17 protein-coding genes are annotated in these 15,512 nt (G+C 56.4%); 11 read left to right on the top strand and 6 right to left on the bottom strand.

The features are described 5' to 3' along the window. The first annotated feature begins 20 nt into the window (after positions 1 to 20). Genes fabZ through ACR0AY_RS02300 form a run of 5 tightly spaced genes read left to right on the top strand, consistent with a single transcriptional unit; the run spans position 21 to position 3,813 of the window. Entirely contained in the window at positions 21 to 494 is a 474-nt protein-coding gene (gene fabZ, locus ACR0AY_RS02280; RefSeq protein ID WP_170393131.1) for a 3-hydroxyacyl-ACP dehydratase FabZ, read from the top strand. After that, on the top strand, positions 491 to 1,276 hold the full coding sequence (gene lpxA / locus ACR0AY_RS02285) for an acyl-ACP--UDP-N-acetylglucosamine O-acyltransferase (protein ID WP_170405636.1): 786 nt from the start codon (positions 491 to 493) through the stop codon (positions 1,274 to 1,276). The genes fabZ and lpxA overlap by 4 nt, the downstream gene beginning before the upstream one ends. Positions 1,277 to 1,280: 4 nt before the next feature. After that, positions 1,281 to 2,075, top strand: coding sequence for a UDP-2,3-diacylglucosamine diphosphatase LpxI domain-containing protein (locus ACR0AY_RS02290; protein ID WP_170510021.1), 795 nt, complete (start codon positions 1,281 to 1,283; stop codon positions 2,073 to 2,075). After that, on the top strand, positions 2,075 to 3,232 hold the full coding sequence (lpxB, locus tag ACR0AY_RS02295) for a lipid-A-disaccharide synthase (protein WP_170510018.1): 1,158 nt from the start codon (positions 2,075 to 2,077) through the stop codon (positions 3,230 to 3,232). Before ACR0AY_RS02290 ends, lpxB begins: the two co-directional genes overlap by 1 nt. Further along, positions 3,232 to 3,813, top strand: a complete 582-nt coding sequence (locus ACR0AY_RS02300) for a cadmium resistance transporter (protein WP_170510015.1) — start codon at positions 3,232 to 3,234, stop codon at positions 3,811 to 3,813. The genes lpxB and ACR0AY_RS02300 overlap by 1 nt, the downstream gene beginning before the upstream one ends. On the opposite strand, the gene mnmA is transcribed toward ACR0AY_RS02300, so the two are convergent. Continuing rightward, on the bottom strand, positions 3,810 to 4,955 hold the full coding sequence (gene mnmA, locus ACR0AY_RS02305; protein WP_170405650.1) for a tRNA 2-thiouridine(34) synthase MnmA: 1,146 nt from the start codon (positions 4,953 to 4,955) through the stop codon (positions 3,810 to 3,812). The genes ACR0AY_RS02300 and mnmA overlap by 4 nt on opposite strands. 130 nt (positions 4,956 to 5,085) lie before the next feature. Between mnmA and sciP the strand changes: the two genes are divergently transcribed. From sciP to ACR0AY_RS02330, 5 genes are all read left to right on the top strand, one after another. Next, on the top strand, positions 5,086 to 5,379 hold the full coding sequence (gene sciP / locus ACR0AY_RS02310) for a CtrA inhibitor SciP (protein ID WP_170393125.1): 294 nt from the start codon (positions 5,086 to 5,088) through the stop codon (positions 5,377 to 5,379). 84 nt (positions 5,380 to 5,463) lie between these two features. Beyond that, on the top strand, positions 5,464 to 6,180 hold the full coding sequence (gene ctrA / locus ACR0AY_RS02315; RefSeq protein ID WP_170393124.1) for a response regulator transcription factor CtrA: 717 nt from the start codon (positions 5,464 to 5,466) through the stop codon (positions 6,178 to 6,180). 125 nt (positions 6,181 to 6,305) lie between these two features. Further along, positions 6,306 to 8,558, top strand: a complete 2,253-nt coding sequence (gene ligA, locus ACR0AY_RS02320) for an NAD-dependent DNA ligase LigA (protein ID WP_170510012.1) — start codon at positions 6,306 to 6,308, stop codon at positions 8,556 to 8,558. After that, on the top strand, positions 8,555 to 10,645 hold the full coding sequence (gene recG, locus ACR0AY_RS02325) for an ATP-dependent DNA helicase RecG (RefSeq protein ID WP_170510009.1): 2,091 nt from the start codon (positions 8,555 to 8,557) through the stop codon (positions 10,643 to 10,645). The genes ligA and recG overlap by 4 nt, the downstream gene beginning before the upstream one ends. Positions 10,646 to 10,755: 110 nt before the next feature. Then, positions 10,756 to 10,878, top strand: a complete 123-nt coding sequence (locus ACR0AY_RS02330; protein WP_255612104.1) for a hypothetical protein — start codon at positions 10,756 to 10,758, stop codon at positions 10,876 to 10,878. 185 nt (positions 10,879 to 11,063) lie between these two features. Here the strand turns inward: ACR0AY_RS02330 and ACR0AY_RS02335 are convergent, their stop codons facing one another. Both ACR0AY_RS02335 and ACR0AY_RS02340 read right to left on the bottom strand, forming a co-directional pair. Continuing rightward, a complete protein-coding gene (locus ACR0AY_RS02335; protein WP_170393121.1) occupies positions 11,064 to 11,702 on the bottom strand; it encodes a MarC family protein in 639 nt (212 codons plus the stop codon). A gap of 55 nt (positions 11,703 to 11,757) precedes the next feature. Then, the gene (locus ACR0AY_RS02340) at positions 11,758 to 12,210 is read right to left on the bottom strand and encodes an iron-sulfur cluster assembly scaffold protein (protein WP_480453675.1); all 453 of its coding nucleotides are present in this window, start codon (positions 12,208 to 12,210) and stop codon (positions 11,758 to 11,760) included. Positions 12,211 to 12,258: 48 nt separating this feature from the next. On the opposite strand from ACR0AY_RS02340, the gene hisI reads away from it, so the two are divergent. Continuing rightward, complete coding sequence (hisI, locus tag ACR0AY_RS02345) at positions 12,259 to 12,648, top strand: phosphoribosyl-AMP cyclohydrolase (RefSeq protein ID WP_170510006.1); 390 nt, start codon at positions 12,259 to 12,261, stop codon at positions 12,646 to 12,648. A 23-nt stretch (positions 12,649 to 12,671) separates the two neighbouring features. Here hisI and gluQRS read toward each other — a convergent pair whose 3' ends face one another. Genes gluQRS through trmFO form a run of 3 tightly spaced genes read right to left on the bottom strand, consistent with a single transcriptional unit; the run spans position 12,672 to position 15,507 of the window. After that, positions 12,672 to 13,517 (bottom strand): tRNA glutamyl-Q(34) synthetase GluQRS, encoded by an 846-nt coding sequence (gene gluQRS, locus ACR0AY_RS02350; RefSeq protein ID WP_170510003.1) that lies wholly within the window; start codon positions 13,515 to 13,517, stop codon positions 12,672 to 12,674. Next, the gene (locus tag ACR0AY_RS02355) at positions 13,514 to 14,128 is read right to left on the bottom strand and encodes a class I SAM-dependent methyltransferase (RefSeq protein WP_170510000.1); all 615 of its coding nucleotides are present in this window, start codon (positions 14,126 to 14,128) and stop codon (positions 13,514 to 13,516) included. The genes gluQRS and ACR0AY_RS02355 overlap by 4 nt, the downstream gene beginning before the upstream one ends. A 38-nt stretch (positions 14,129 to 14,166) precedes the next feature. Then, a complete protein-coding gene (trmFO, locus tag ACR0AY_RS02360) occupies positions 14,167 to 15,507 on the bottom strand; it encodes a methylenetetrahydrofolate--tRNA-(uracil(54)-C(5))-methyltransferase (FADH(2)-oxidizing) TrmFO (protein WP_170509999.1) in 1,341 nt (446 codons plus the stop codon). Between the last annotated feature and the right edge of the window lie 5 nt (positions 15,508 to 15,512).

Below are 15,512 nucleotides of genomic sequence, written 5' to 3' on the forward strand. Positions count from 1 at the left end.
CAGAACAGGACATCCGCACCATGACCACGGAAACCAAGAGCGCCGACATTCAGCTGATTCAGCGTATATTGCCGCATCGCTATCCGTTTTTGCTGGTCGACAAGGTTGTGGATATCGATGGCTATCAATCAGCGGTGGGCATCAAGAATGTCACCATGAACGAGCCGCACTTTCAGGGCCATTTCCCCGGAACTCCGATCATGCCTGGCGTGACCATTGTCGAGGCGATGGCGCAGACTGCAGGGGTTATGCTGGGTGTCGGCATGGATGTAATCGACAGCGAATTGCTGATCTATTTCATGAATATCGACAAATGCAAATTCCGCCGCAAAGTCGTACCTGGCGATGTTCTCGAAATGCATGTCGAAACTGTACGCGGTAAGAAAGGTGGCAAGATCTTCAAGTTCAGCGGCCGCGCGACAGTCGAGGGCGAGGTTGCTGCCGAAGCTGAATTTTCGGCCTATGTCGACTGGGACATGGAAAAAACAACATGAGCGGTATTCATCCCAGCGCCATTATCGAAGACGGTGCGCAGATCGGGCAGGGTTGTACGATTGGTCCATTCTGCCATATCGGTCCGCAGGTCCGTCTGGGCGATCGGGTCGAATTGAAATCCCATGTCGTGGTCACCGGCGATACGTCAATTGGTGATGACACAGTGATTTTCAGCTTTGCTGTTGTCGGGGAAATTCCGCAAGACAAGAAATTCGGTGGTGAGAACACGCGCCTTGAAATCGGTGAGCGCAACCGTATCCGCGAACACGTCACTATCAACACCGGCACGGATGGCGGCGGTGGTATCACCCGGATTGGCGATGACTGCTTACTGATGGCCGGTGTCCACGTGGCGCATGATGTACAAATCGGCAACCGGGTCATTCTGGTGAATCACGCTGGTGCGGCTGGTCACTGTATTATCGAGGATGACGTCATCGTTGGCGGAATTTCGGGCTTACATCAGTTCGTGCGCGTAGGTCGCGGTGCCATCATTGGCGCGCTTACGATGGTCCCGAATGATGTGATCCCATATGGGCTTGTTCAGGCGCCTCGGGGCGAGCTGGATGGCTTGAATCTGGTCGGTTTGAAACGGCGTGGTGTAACGCGTGAGGATATCTCGGCATTGCGCGCGGCCTTCAAGGAACTGTCAGAAGGAGACGGCACCTTCATGGATCGCGCCACCCGGCTGGGTGAGGATGCTGACAACGAATATGTGCGCCAGATCGTCGAATTTGTGACGGGGCAAACAGACCGTTCGTTCCTGACCCCGAGGAAGTAGGCCAATGCTGGCATTGATCGCAGGAACTGGCGCTTTACCAGACGAGGTGGTCACTTGTCTGCCAAACCGCCCGCTAATCTGCGCTCTGGAAGGGTTTGAGCCCGATACACTGACCACCGACTTGGTTTTTCCATTGGAGCAACTGGGTAGCTTCATCGCCGATCTCAAAGCCCGCGGCGTGACCGAGATTTGCATGGCAGGGGCAGTTCGTCGTCCGACTGTCAATCCAGCTCGCATTGATGCGGCAACGATGCCGCTGGTGCCGATCCTGCAAAAGGCCATCATGGCCGGTGACGACGGCGCATTGCGCGCGGTCATTGGTATATTTGAGGATGCCGGTTTGACGGTCCGTGCGGCGCATGAGATCGCGCCGGATTTGCTGCCGTCGCTTGGCTCATTGACCGAAGCCCAGCCTTCTGAAGCGGATCACGCCGACGCAGATCGAGCGGCAGGAATCCTGCGCAACATGGGGGCGGCGGATATCGGTCAGGCTTGCGTAGTACTGAAATCTCAAGCGTTGGCGATCGAGGGCATCTATGGCACCGCATGGATGCTGCAATCCTTGACTCAGCGCCCTGACGCGGGCGGTGGCATTCTGTACAAGGGTCCAAAACCAGATCAGGATCGCCGCTCAGATATGCCTGCCATCGGACCCGACACCGTGTCAGGAGCCGTCGCTGCGGGCTTGTCTGGCATTGTCATTGAAAAGGGCGGCGTCATCGTTTTGCAACGCGATCGCGTGATTGAAGAATGCAATCGCCTTGGTCTGTTTCTTTATGTCCGCGAGCGCACGGTCTGATGCGCGTCTTTCTGGTCGCCGGTGAACCTTCGGGCGACCGATTAGGGGCCGCGTTGATGGAAGGTCTGCGGACCCTTGTGCCAGAGGTGCAGTTTGATGGGATTGGCGGGCCGCTGATGCAGGCGCAGGGACTGACCAGCCGATTTCCCATGTCCGAACTCAGCATTATGGGGTTGGTCGAGGTTCTGCCCAAGTTCTTTCACCTAAAACGCCGTATCGCTGAGACTGCTCAGGCAGTTCTAGATACGAAGCCTGATGTACTGATCACTATCGACAGCCCGGATTTCTCGTTGCGTGTGGCTAAGCTGGTAAAGGCCTCCAGCGAGATTCGCACTGTCCACTACGTTGCCCCCAGCGTCTGGGCCTGGAGGCCGGGGCGCGCAGACAAGATGGCGAAAGTAATCGATCACGTCCTTGCGCTGTTACCCTTTGAACCGCCTTATATGGAGCGGGCAGGGATGGAGTGTGACTTTGTCGGCCATCCGGTTGTGAACGAACCCATTGCGTCCGATCAGAATATCCAGCGATTCCGTGCGGCTCACGATCTGGGCGACGCGCCGATCGTGCTGGCTTTGCCCGGCTCTCGGCGGGGTGAGGTCGAACGGCTGGCTCCGATCTTTGGCGCTGCTTTGCAGGAATTTCTGAAAGACCGTTCCGATATGCGCGTGGTCGTGCCCGCAGTTGCACATATGGTTGATGCGGTCGCCGAACAGGTTCGGAACTGGCCGGGGAATCCGATAGTTGTCGATCCGCGGGAATTGCCCTCGGACGACGCGCAAGCGCAGAAACGGGCAGCGTTTGCCGCAGCTGATCTTGCATTGGCTGCATCCGGCACGGTCTCATTGGAACTGGCCGCGCAGGCAACACCGATGGTGATCGCCTATAACCTCAACTGGCTGACCACGCTGATCGCAAAACGAATGGTTAAGCTGGACACCGTCACACTGGTCAATCTGGTCTCGGAGACACGCGCAGTACCCGAATGTCTGCTGGATGAATGCCAACCGGATAAGATCGCTGCGGCGTTGGAACAGGTGGCCGCCACCCCCAACGCCCAACATCAAGCCATGGCGACGACGATGGAGCGTCTTGGTCGCGGTGGCGAAGCACCGGGTTTGCGTGCGGCAAGGTCCGTTTTGGACAGAATGAAATCGTGATGCTGGATCATGTGATCTTTGCTGCTTCTGCCTTCATGGCGCAGGTTTTGACCAATCTCGACAACCTTGCAGCTCTTGTAGCGTTGATGATGGTGTCTGGTCCGCGCCGGACCGTTGCGGGGTTCCTGCTGGCGCAGATGTTAATCATCGCGGCCGCCTTATTGTTGGCCTTGGGTGTCGATGATGTGGTGCCACATTGGGCTGGATATCTGGGCGTGATACCACTTGGCCTCGGGCTGATCGGAGTTATCCGCCAGTTCCGGGGATCGGAGACCGAGGAGGCCCCTCAAATATCCACGGGTGCTTCGACATTCGTCACCATGCTGCTGTTCATAAGCCTGTCGATGGACACGTTCGCTGTGCTTGCGCCGCTATTGGCCGACTCAGCCCCCAGCTATCGGATTGCGGGTGTCACCGGCGCGGCGGCAGCAGCGCTGACGCTGACCATGCTGGGGCTTTGGGGTGCACAATCCCCGATCATGACCGGCGGTTTCGCACGTCGGCTTGAGAAACTGGTGCCTTACGTGATGATTTGTGCCGGGATCTATATCCTCAGCAACTCGTGGACTGACGCGATTTAGTAACCGCGCCAGATCCAGCCGCCGCCAAAGATACGGCTGCTATCGGTTTCGTAGAACACACAAGCCTGACCCGGAGAGATACCTTCCTCGGGCGTCAGCAATTCAACCTCGGCTGTTGTGTCCGAAAGGGGTCGAATAATCGCCTCACGCGGGGGGCGGGTCGAGCGGACTTTGACCGAAACATGCCATTCGTTCTTTGACGTGAACGGTTCGTCACCCAGCCAATTGATCTCGCGCACGGGAACGGTTCTTGTGGCCAACATCTCTTTGGGGCCGACAACAACCTGTTTCTTGTCCACATCCAGCTTGACCACATACAAAGGTTCGCTGAGACCACCGATACCGAGCCCACGACGCTGACCGATCGTATAGTGAATCACCCCGTTATGCTGCGCCAGAACGCGGCCATCGGCGTGTACGATCTCACCGGGTTCTGCGGCTCCGGGGCGCAGTTTTTCGATCACGCTGGCATAGTTTCCGTTGGGCACAAAACAGATGTCCTGACTATCCGGCTTGTCCGCAACGGCCAGCCCATATTGTGCCGCCATCTCGCGCGTGGCGTCTTTGGAGGGCAGGTGGCCAAGCGGGAAACGCAGGAAATCCAACTGTTCCGGTGTGGTCGAAAATAGGAAATAGGACTGATCGCGATTTGCATCCTCAGCGCTATGAAGCTCGGCGCCATTGGGGCCCATCTTGCGCTGAATATAGTGGCCCGTGGCCATGCAGTCGGCCTCAAGGTCCTTGGCGGTCTCAAGCAAGTCCTTGAACTTCACCCGTTCATTGCAACGGATGCAGGGCACCGGAGTCGCGCCGGCAAGATAGCTGTCGGCGAATTCGTCGATTACGGCGTCCTTGAAGATATTTTCATAGTCCAAGACGTAGTGAGGGAACCCGCGTTCTTCCGCCACGCGACGCGCATCGTGGATGTCGATCCCCGCACAGCACGCGCCTTTCTTGGCCAACGCCGCACCGTGATCGTAAAGCTGCAAAGTAACACCTACGACATCATAGCCTTGATCAGCGAGATGGGCCGCCACAACAGAGCTGTCCACACCGCCGGACATGGCCACGACAACCCGCGTTTCCGAGGGTGGTTTGGCAAAGCCAAGCGAGTTCAGCGGGGTCTCGGTATCGAGGGCCATAGGCGGTTCCTGTCCGGGTTAAGAAAGACCGGCAGAATATAAGAAAATTCTAGACACTCTCAAGGGGCGGTTTCACGCCCTTTTAAGTAGGCTGGGTGCAGCTTTGTCGCAGCAGCAGAAGGTATGAGAGATGTATTTGCACAAAGTGGAAGGTCCAAGGTCGGTCACCCTGCCTGACGGGAGCGTGCTGACACGCGCCGATTTGCCTCCTGCGGATACGCGGCGCTGGGTGGCGTCGCGCAAGGTGATCGTTGTGCGTGGTGTACTTTATGGGTTGATTTCGTTGTCCGAAGCCAAAAAGCGCTATGGCATCAGCGATGAAGAGTTCAACTCGTGGGTCTCAGCAGTTGCTGAGCATGGGATCGATGCATTGAAGGTGACGGCCTTAAAAAAATATCGACAACTTAAAGGTGAAAGTGAATAAATGATTCAACGGTAACGTCAGATTAACCATTTTTATTCAGGCTCAAATCAGTTGAAGAATTTGACCTAAATTGGAGCAGTGAACATGCGCATACTTCTTGTCGAGGATGATCCAACCACGTCCAAAAGCATCGAACTGATGCTGACACACGCCAATCTCAACGTGTATGCGACGGACCTTGGCGAAGAAGGCATCGATCTGGCCAAGCTATATGATTACGACCTCATCCTGTTGGACTTGAATCTGCCGGATATGAACGGCCATGAAGTGTTGCGCCAACTGCGCATAGCACGGGTAGAGACACCGATCCTGATTCTGTCGGGCGCTGATGACACCGAAAGCAAGATCAAGGGCTTCGGATTTGGAGCAGACGATTATCTGACCAAACCTTTCCATCGCGAAGAGCTGGTGGCGCGCATTCATGCGATTATCCGCCGCTCTAAGGGGCATTCTCAATCCGTGATTCACACCGGGCAGGTCGCCGTAAATCTGGATGCCAAAACCGTAGAGGTGAACGGAAAAACCGTACACCTGACAGGCAAGGAATATCAGATGCTGGAACTTCTGAGCCTGCGGAAAGGAACAACACTGACCAAAGAAATGTTCCTGAACCATCTCTACGGCGGCATGGATGAGCCCGAGCTCAAGATTATCGACGTCTTCATCTGCAAGTTACGCAAGAAACTCAGCAATGCGACCGGCGGTGAGAATTATATCGAGACGGTCTGGGGCCGTGGATATGTCCTGCGGGATCCACAAGCCAACAACATGGGTGAAACCCGCATGGCCGTGGGCGCTTGACCTGATCTGATAGCTGCCGTCGTTGGTCTGGGGCGGTAATTCCACTCGCGTTTCAGTACAACACTGGACCTGACCATGGCCTCGTCCTATCACTGGTTTTCAAGACGATGTGACAGGGCGGGGCCATGAGCGATACCACAGCAATCGCAGATCTGACAGAAGATGAAGCACGGGAAGAATTGGCCCGGCTCGCCAACGAACTGCTGCGGGCAAACCAGCTTTATCACACTGAAGATGCTCCAGAAATTTCGGATGCCGACTATGATGCTCTCAAGCGTCGCAATGCCGAGATCGAGGCGCGATTCCCCGAACTGAAACGCTCCGACAGCCCTACTGAACAAGTGGGCGCACGCGTTTCAGATGGGTTTGCAAAAGTGACCCACGCCGTGCGTATGATGTCACTGGGCAATGCGTTTGATGACACGGATGTTGCCGATTTTGACCGCTCGATCCGCAAATATCTGGGACTGGGAGATGAGGCACCGCTCGCCTATACAGCTGAGCCCAAAATCGACGGCCTGTCATTATCCCTGCGGTATGAGCAGGGTGAACTGATGCAGGCTGCAACACGTGGTGATGGTGATACCGGTGAAAACGTTACCGCAAATGCGCGTACGCTTTCCGATATTCCACACCGAATTGAGGGTGCACCAGACGTTCTTGAGGTTCGCGGCGAGGTATACATGTCTCACCATGATTTCGAGGCTTTGAACGCACGTCAGGTCGAAACAGGTGGAAAGACCTTTGCAAATCCGCGCAACGCTGCGGCTGGTTCGCTCCGTCAACTGGATTCCGAAATAACACGATCTCGCCCGCTGAAATTCTTTGCCTACGCCTGGGGTGAACTGTCTGCACCGCTAGCTGAGACTCAGATGGGCGCAATTGATCGCCTCAAAACCTTGGGGTTCCAGGTAAATGCGCTGACAAGGCGTTGCTCAACGACTAATGAGATGTTGGAACATTACCGTCAGATTGAAGCTCAGCGCGCGACCTTGGGCTATGATATTGATGGGGTCGTATACAAGGTCGATGATCTGAGTCTGCAGGCCCGGCTGGGTTTCCGATCTACCACGCCCCGCTGGGCGATTGCGCACAAGTTTCCTGCCGAACTGGCTTGGACGCGGCTTGAAGCCATCGACATTCAGGTGGGCCGTACGGGCGCGCTTAGCCCGGTAGCGCGGCTGCATCCGGTAACCGTTGGCGGGGTAGTTGTTTCGAACGCGACCCTACACAATGAAGATTATATTGCAGGGCGGGACGCCAAAGGCGGAGTCATTCGTGAGGGCAAGGATATTCGCGTTGGAGATTGGGTTCAGGTCTATCGGGCCGGGGATGTGATCCCGAAAATCTCGGATGTTGATCTGTCGAAACGACCCGATGATGCGCGGCCCTTTGCTTTCCCGACGAAATGCCCGGAATGTGACAGCGACGCAATCCGGGAAGAGGGGGATGCGGTCCGCCGCTGCACAGGGGGGCTGATATGTCCCGCGCAGGCGGTTGAAAAACTCAAACATTTCGTATCGCGCAAGGCGTTCGATATCGAAGGGCTTGGCGCAAAACAAATCGAGATGTTTTATGGCGATCCTCTTCTGCCAATAAACACACCCGCTGACATATTTACATTGAAAGATCGCGACACCGAAAACCTGGCCCGGTTGAAAAACCGCGACGGCTGGGGCGAGACATCGGCAAGCAACCTGTTTGCAGCGATCGATGACAAGCGAACCATACCGTTTGCCCGTCTGTTGTTCGCTCTGGGGATTCGTCATGTGGGCGAAGTTGGTGCGCGAGATTTGGCGTTGTTTTATCGGGAATGGGATGTAATGGCGGCCTCCATTGATACGGCCCGGCCTGCCGCGCTTGCGCAGCGTGCAGCCGATGAAGCGGAAGACGCCGAGAGAATCGCGGCTACTGCAGAAGCGAGACGCGCGAAAGTTAAAGAAGTTAGGGACGCGGCTTTCGCGCGAATGGATGTTTCGTCGGATGCCGCCAGCGCCTGGGCTGATCTGATTGGTATCGACGGAATAGGCGCCACGCTCGGGTTGTCACTATCTGATGCGTTTGCCAATTCGGAGGAACGCCAAGCATTTGATGATCTGCGTAAACATCTGACGGTTGTTCCACCAGAGGCTCCTGCGTCGGACAGTCCGGTCGCAGGAAAAACCGTCGTGTTTACGGGAACGCTTGAAAAGATGACACGCGCCGAGGCCAAGGCCCGCGCCGAAGCGCTGGGGGCCAAGGTATCTGGCTCGGTCAGTCAGAAAACTGATTTGCTCGTGGCGGGCCCGGGCGCAGGGTCCAAGGCGAAAAAAGCGGCTGATCTGGGCATCGAAACCTTGGATGAAGATAGCTGGCTTCAACTGATTGGCGATCTATGAGCGGTAGGCCTGAACAGCTCTTTCCGCTGTTTGCGGGTCTTGAAACACTAGATGGTGTGGGGCCGAAGACCGCGCAGCTTCTGGGCCAATTAGGGATCGATTCACCGCGCGATGTATTGTTTTCGCTACCCTATGCGGTGATTGACCGGCGGCGACGCGATACGATTCAGGGCGCCGACCTTCCGACGACTCTGACTGTTGAGGTGACGATCGGCGCGCATCGAGCACCGCGGAACAAAGGGGGCGCATATCGCATTCATGTTGAAGACAGTCAGGCGGATTTCCAACTGGTGTTTTTTCATGCCCGAGGGGATTATCTGAAGAAGCTGTTGCCGGAGGGCGCACGCCGGGTGGTATCGGGAAAGCTTGAGCTGTTCGATGGCATGGCTCAGATGGTACACCCCGATCATATGGTCGCGCCTGAAAACGCAGGCGAATTGCCCGAGTTTGAGCCGGTTTATCATCTGACGCAGGGTGTAACGCAAAAAACTGCCTATAAAGCTGCTCAAAGCGCGTTGGCGCGAGTACCTGCATTGGCCGAATGGGCCGACCCCGCTCAGGCGGCACAACAGAATTGGCCTGATTGGGCAACTGCTATTCACGCGGCGCATCACCCGCAGGGGGCGGACGACGTAGCACCTTTTTCGCCCGCGCGGGAACGTCTGGCTTACGATGAGCTGCTCGCACATCAACTGACGCTGGCCCTGGCACGACAGCGTGAGCGTAAAGCGCGAGGGATCGTCAGTCTCGGCACCGGCGTGTTGCAATCCAAGGTGCTGGCAAGCCTTCCATATCGACCAACCGGAGCGCAGACACGCGCGATCGAGGAAATCTCGGCAGATATGGCCGCTAAGACGCGGATGAACCGGTTGCTTCAGGGCGATGTGGGGGCAGGAAAGACTCTGGTAGCATTTGTTTCGCTGCTTATAGCCGTCGAAGCTGGCGGGCAGGGGGTGATGATGGCCCCTACCGAAATCCTTGCCCGGCAGCATCTTGAAGGGCTGCGACCATTGGCAGAAGAAGCCGGAGTTGTGCTGGAAATCCTGACCGGGCGCGACAAGGGGGCTGAGCGTCGAGCGAAGCTGGCTGCGCTGAAGCAGGGAGATATTCAGATATTGGTCGGAACCCACGCGGTGTTTCAGGACGATGTTGAATTCAAAGCCCTAAGGCTGGCCATCGTTGATGAGCAGCACCGTTTTGGCGTCCGCCAACGCATGGAGCTGTCCGAAAAGGGCCAACGCGCGGATGTGCTGGTGATGACCGCTACGCCCATCCCGCGCAGTTTGGCGCTTGCGCAGTACGGCGATATGGACGTCTCGGTGCTGGATGAAAAGCCGCCGGGCCGTAAACCGATCAAGACCGCAGTCGTCAGCACGCAACGCATGGACGAAGTTGTGGCCCATCTGCGCGGTGCGATTGATGCAGGCAAACAATGCTATTGGGTGTGCCCATTAGTCGATGAATCCGAGGTCTCGGACCTGACTGCAGCTGAAGAGCGTTTCAAAAGGTTGCGCGCGATCTTGGGGGACGATGTGGTGGGTCTGGTACACGGCCAAATGCCGCCCGCCGATAAAGACGCGGCAATGGCGGCGTTTCAGAGTGGTAAGACCAAAGTCCTTGTCGCTACTACGGTGATCGAGGTTGGGGTGAACGTGCCCAACGCCACGATCATGGTGATTGAGCGGGCAGAGATTTTTGGTCTGGCGCAGTTGCATCAGCTTAGGGGCCGAGTTGGACGTGGTGAAGATGCCTCAACCTGTTTGTTGATGTATCAGCCACCGCTTAGCGAGGGTGGTCGCAAACGGCTGGAGGTACTCCGAGAAACTGAAGACGGCTTCCGCATTGCCGAGACCGATCTGCAGATGCGCGGTGCGGGTGACTTGATCGGAACCGCACAATCTGGCCTGCCAAAGTTCCGGATAGCTGATCTTGAAAGGCAAGCTGGGCTGATGGCGGTGGCGCAATCAGATGCGCGCGCTTTGCTGTCCGCAGACCCCAAATTGACCTCGGATCGGGGGCAGGCTGCGCGTGTTCTTCTGTGGCTTATGAAGCAGGATCAGGCGATCCGTTTGATATCAGTGGGTTAGACCGAAAATCCCACTAAGTTCACAAATGTTCTCAAAAAGTTCTTTACCGACTCGTTAAAATATGAGAACAAAAGGTCAACAAAGGATTAAACCTGACCGGAGGTGAGACCATGCTGAGCCAGATCAAAACTGCCTTTACCCGTTCACAATCCACGATTTTGCAGGATGCAGCGGGCGCGGTTTCACTGGTTGTGATGCTGGTGGTTGCCCTTCACCTGCCAACCGGGTTCTAAGCCTTTCTGCCTGCGATCTCGTGCCGATCACACCGCGCTTGTCTCCCCGTCATAGTCAAGGGTGACCTGCCTGTCCCATTTCCCTTGAAGGGGCCTGCCTCGGCCCCGTGCGGTGATCCGGACCCTACATGAGAAACGCATGACTTGCCGCCGCCCTTTCCGCCCGGAAGGTGCGGCGGTTCTTTTTACAGCTGTCCGGTTTTGATGATTTCGATCGTGGCGGATAGAACTGAATTTACGGCGACGGATGCAAGGATCATCCCCATCACGCGGCTGATGATCGCTGCGCCGGAATGCCCGATCAACCGGATGATCGGCTCGGCCAGCAGCATCAGCACAAACGCTATGGCAATAACGACCAACATAACCAGTGCAGTGATGCTCTGATCGGCGACGCTGTATCGGTTGTTGTCCGTTAGAACCACTATCGCCAGCATCGCGCCCGGTGACGCAAGCGAAGGGACGGCCAAAGGGAAAATGGCCGGATTGGTCTTGTGCATTTTGTCGTCCAGGTCCTCTTCGGCCTGGCGCTGCTCGATCACCTGTTTGCTTTCGCCAAAGATCATGGTCAGAGCGAAGAGAAACAGAATAATTCCGCCTGCAACCTGAAACGAGTTAAGGCCGATATCCAAAGCCTCGATCACAAGTTGCCCAAAGATCAGAAAGAACAGCAGAATGCCTGCGCTGACCAACGCGGCCAGTAAAGCGGTTTTACGACGCGCACCCGTCGCGATCCCAGCAGTGACAGCGATAAAGACGGGGATGGTGCCGATCGGGTCGATCACGACCCAGAGCGTCACAAAATGTTCCAGCAAATTGTTCACGTTAGCCCCCCCAATCATTGGGGGCACCCTATACGGCTTTGTATGGAAAAGCCAATCAGGCGCAGTTGGCTTGTTCGGCCTGCTCCATCGCCTCGGCGGTCGCGTCAAGCGCCAGCAGGATTGACGCGTGGCGGTTCTTGTAGTCCCGCGCGGGCATCAGAACTTCGAGCCCGTCAAAGGGCGCCTCGGGGGCAGGGCCGTCTTTCTTCAGCATTGCGGAAAGCTGATCACGTGCGGTTTCGACCTGCGACCGCGTCGCCCCGATCACGGCGCTGCCTACGACCGAAGCCGAGGCCTGACCCAACGCACAGGCCTTGATGTCTTGCCCAAAGTCCACGATCCGCCCATCTTCGAGCTTGACGTCTACAGTCACGGTCGATCCACACAAAGGGGCTCGTTTCTTTACCGTCGCATCGGGATTATCCAAGCGATCCAGATGAGGAATATCCGCAGCTAGCGCCAAGATGCGTCCGGAATAGAGCTTGATCAGATCGGTTTCGCCGCTCATGGCTTTCCCTCGTTGTCCATTCCCCATACATAATGGCGGGATTCTGGGATGCAAAAGGTTTTTGCGATGGCTGACGCAGTCTTGTTCGATCCGTCGACACTGAAATTCAATGAGGCGGGTTTGATCCCCGCGATCGCACAGGACGAAGCGACGGGCGAGGTTCTGATGATGGCCTGGATGAATGCCCAATCCATCGAGCAAACGTTGGAAACCGGACGGGTTACGTATTGGTCGCGGTCACGACAGGCGTTCTGGATCAAGGGCGAAAGCTCAGGCCACTTGCAGGCCCTGGTGGATTTTCGCGTCGATTGCGACAGGGATTGCCTGCTGGTTGTGGTGAACCAAACGGGGCCAGCCTGTCACACCAACCGGCGAAGTTGTTTCTACACGGCCGTCCGCAATGAGACCGAAGTCGAACTCATGAAGCCGATGGAATAGTGGGGCCTCTGATGGTGGTCAGGTCAAATGCCCACCATCTCTCTGATTTCAGCGGGAGATGCTCCTTGTTCGCGATAAAGCGAGATGGCGCGTGCGTCGTCACGTTTCGCGAGGCGTTTGCCGTTGTTGTCCCGGATCAGACGGTGATGATGATAAACAGGTGTCGGCAACCCAAGCAGCCCTTGTAAAAGGACATGTATCTGCGTGGCATCGAACAAATCCTCGCCCCGGACCACATGGGAGATGTTCTGATCCGCATCATCAACCACGACGGACAGGTGATACGAACTGCCCATATTGCGCCGAACGAGAATGATGTCGCCAACCGCGTTCATGAGGTTGTGCGCATCAAGCTCATGCGTTCCCAAATACTTCGCACCAGTTTCACAAAATCCACGAAGTTCGGATGCCTTGATTGCCTTGTGCATGTTCAGGCGCAGAACATCCCCAGCTGAAGCATCCGACAAAGGGCGGTCGCGGCACGTGCCTGGATAGATGCGCCCGTCAGGTCCGAACTGGGGTACACCTTCCTGCGGAGCACCGGCCGCAGATTCGATATCGGCACGATTGCAGCTGCAAGGGTAGACAAGGCCCATGTTTTTCAGAATTTCCGATGCCTCTCTGTATCGCGGCAGCCTGTCCGACTGGCGCATCGCCGGGTGCGGCCAGCGCAGTCCAAGCCAGTGCAGGTCGTCGTAGATCTGGGTGTCCCAATGGGACCTGGATCGCGATTGATCAATATCTTCGATCCGTAAAAGAAATGATCCACCCGCAGCCCGTGCCTGATCAAACGCAAGAAGCGCGGAATAGGCATGCCCCAAATGCAGCGGACCTGTTGGCGATGGCGCAAAACGCGTTCTGAATATCACTTTTTTTCAACAACATAAACGTCAGATTTCATGTCCATACCCGGTAGGTGCGGACCGTATTCGCGGAATAACAGCCTTGCGTGACCCATGTCCAGCCAGTCGTTCAGCCGCCCGGTGTAAGTGCGGTCAGCCAAAGTGTGATCGTTGAAGGAAAACGCCAGATATCCGCCACGTGGCAGCGCGTTCATAAGTAGATCAAAGGTTTCAGGCGGCGCGGCACCAACACCGATGACGCCAATGCATGTTATGGCTGAGTAAGCTTCGGCCTCAATGGGGTTGGGATCAGTAACTTCGAAGTTTATCAAGTTGCGATAAACCCCCTTGGCAGCGGCACCTTCCAGCATCTTTGGTGTTGGATCCATCCCATCGATGACACGAAAACCCGCCTTGCGAAGTGCCAAACCCGACAACCCGGTACCGCATCCGTAGTCCAGCACTGGCGCATCAGCATCTGAGACAAAGGATTTCAATGCTGCCGCAACACGGTCCGGGGTGACATATCCGTGCTCACCGACCTCATCATCGTATGAGGCCGCCCATTTCTGGTAGTGATCGTGCGTTTCCTGGGCAGAATTCAGATTGTATGTGTCTTTCAGAAACTTATCGCTCATACCTTACATGTTAGGCGCAGGCTGGGGGCGACGTCCAGTCAACACTGCTTTACCCAATCGCTCCAGACTTCCTTGGCGCGATCGGTATAGGCCTTGTAGCGGTCCTTGCGGCCTCGGCGCCCCCCCTTCAGGCCGTCGACCGGGCGAAACAGACCGAAATTCACGTTCATCGGCTGGAAGGTCTTGGCTTCGGCGCCGCCCGTGATGTGGTGGATCAATGCGCCCATCGCACTGTCTTGCGGTACGTCGGGAAGGGATCGGCCTAGTATTTCGGCAGCGGCCAAACGGCCTGCCAAAAGGCCCATCGCTGCGCTTTCCACATAGCCTTCCACCCCCGTGATTTGCCCCGCAAAACGAATATTTGGCCTAGACTTGAGCCGCATCTGCGCGTCCAGCAAAGTCGGAGAGTTGATGAAAGTATTGCGGTGAATGCCACCCAATCGCGCAAAGCTGGCATTTTCCAGACCCGGTATCATACGAAATACCTCGGTTTGCGCACCGTATTTCATCTTGGTTTGGAAACCGACGATGTTGAACAACGTGCCCAAGGCATTGTCGCGCCGCAATTGGACGACGGCATAAGGTTTTACGTCCGGTTGATGCGGATTTGTCAGGCCAACAGGTTTCATCGGGCCATGGCGTAAAGTTTCACGACCGCGCTCGGCCATAACCTCGATCGGCAGACAGCCGTCGAAATAACCAGCGGTCTCTCCCTCGTGGAATTCGGTCTTATCTGCAGCCAGCAGCGCATCAATGAAGGCTTCGTGCTGATCACGATCCATCGGACAGTTGAGGTAGGCGGTACGCTCTTCCTCAGTCTCGCCCTTGTCGTAGCGTGACTGCATCCAGGCTTTGCTCATATCAATGCTGTCTGCATAGACGATGGGGGCGATCGCGTCGAAAAAGGCCAGCGCCTCGGCACCAGTCTCTGCGCGAATGGCTTCCCCCAATGCGGGCGAGGTCAACGGCCCGGTTGCAAAGATCCACTTTCCGTCTTGGGGTAGACTGGTTACTTCTTCCGCTGAGACCGAGACCCGTGGATGGGCCTTCAGTTTGGCAGTTACGGCTTCGGCAAAAGGATCACGGTCAACCGCAAGCGCGCCACCCGCAGGCAGGCGATGGCAATCTGCGGTCGTCATGATCAACCCGTTTGCCGCGCGCATTTCCCAATGCAGCAAGCCGACTGCGTTCTGTTCATCATCATCCGATCGGAATGAGTTCGAACACACCATCTCGGCCAGATTGCCGGTCTGGTGTGCAAACGTGCCCACATTAGGACGCATTTCGTGGATCACAACATCCACGCCCATTTCCGCTGCCTGCCAGGCGGCCTCGGACCCGGCCATGCCGCCGCCCACGATATGCAATGTCTCTGTCATGTGCT

The organism is Ruegeria sp. A5 (assembly GCF_056543005.1).

Bases quoted from the DNA above. Each gene is read 5' to 3' on its own strand.
- fabZ (WP_170393131.1), top strand. From the start codon at position 21: ATGACCACGGAAACCAAGAGCGCCGACATTCAGCTGATTCAGCGTATA.
- lpxA (WP_170405636.1), top strand. From the start codon at position 491: ATGAGCGGTATTCATCCCAGCGCCATTATCGAAGACGGTGCGCAGATC.
- ACR0AY_RS02290 (WP_170510021.1), top strand. From the start codon at position 1,281: ATGCTGGCATTGATCGCAGGAACTGGCGCTTTACCAGACGAGGTGGTC.
- lpxB (WP_170510018.1), top strand. From the start codon at position 2,075: ATGCGCGTCTTTCTGGTCGCCGGTGAACCTTCGGGCGACCGATTAGGG.
- ACR0AY_RS02300 (WP_170510015.1), top strand. From the start codon at position 3,232: ATGCTGGATCATGTGATCTTTGCTGCTTCTGCCTTCATGGCGCAGGTT.
- mnmA (WP_170405650.1), bottom strand. From the start codon at position 4,955: ATGGCCCTCGATACCGAGACCCCGCTGAACTCGCTTGGCTTTGCCAAA.
- sciP (WP_170393125.1), top strand. From the start codon at position 5,086: ATGTATTTGCACAAAGTGGAAGGTCCAAGGTCGGTCACCCTGCCTGAC.
- ctrA (WP_170393124.1), top strand. From the start codon at position 5,464: ATGCGCATACTTCTTGTCGAGGATGATCCAACCACGTCCAAAAGCATC.
- ligA (WP_170510012.1), top strand. From the start codon at position 6,306: ATGAGCGATACCACAGCAATCGCAGATCTGACAGAAGATGAAGCACGG.
- recG (WP_170510009.1), top strand. From the start codon at position 8,555: ATGAGCGGTAGGCCTGAACAGCTCTTTCCGCTGTTTGCGGGTCTTGAA.
- ACR0AY_RS02330 (WP_255612104.1), top strand. From the start codon at position 10,756: ATGCTGAGCCAGATCAAAACTGCCTTTACCCGTTCACAATCCACGATT.
- ACR0AY_RS02340 (WP_480453675.1), bottom strand. From the start codon at position 12,210: ATGAGCGGCGAAACCGATCTGATCAAGCTCTATTCCGGACGCATCTTG.
- hisI (WP_170510006.1), top strand. From the start codon at position 12,259: ATGCAAAAGGTTTTTGCGATGGCTGACGCAGTCTTGTTCGATCCGTCG.
- ACR0AY_RS02355 (WP_170510000.1), bottom strand. From the start codon at position 14,128: ATGAGCGATAAGTTTCTGAAAGACACATACAATCTGAATTCTGCCCAG.
- trmFO (WP_170509999.1), bottom strand. From the start codon at position 15,507: ATGACAGAGACATTGCATATCGTGGGCGGCGGCATGGCCGGGTCCGAG.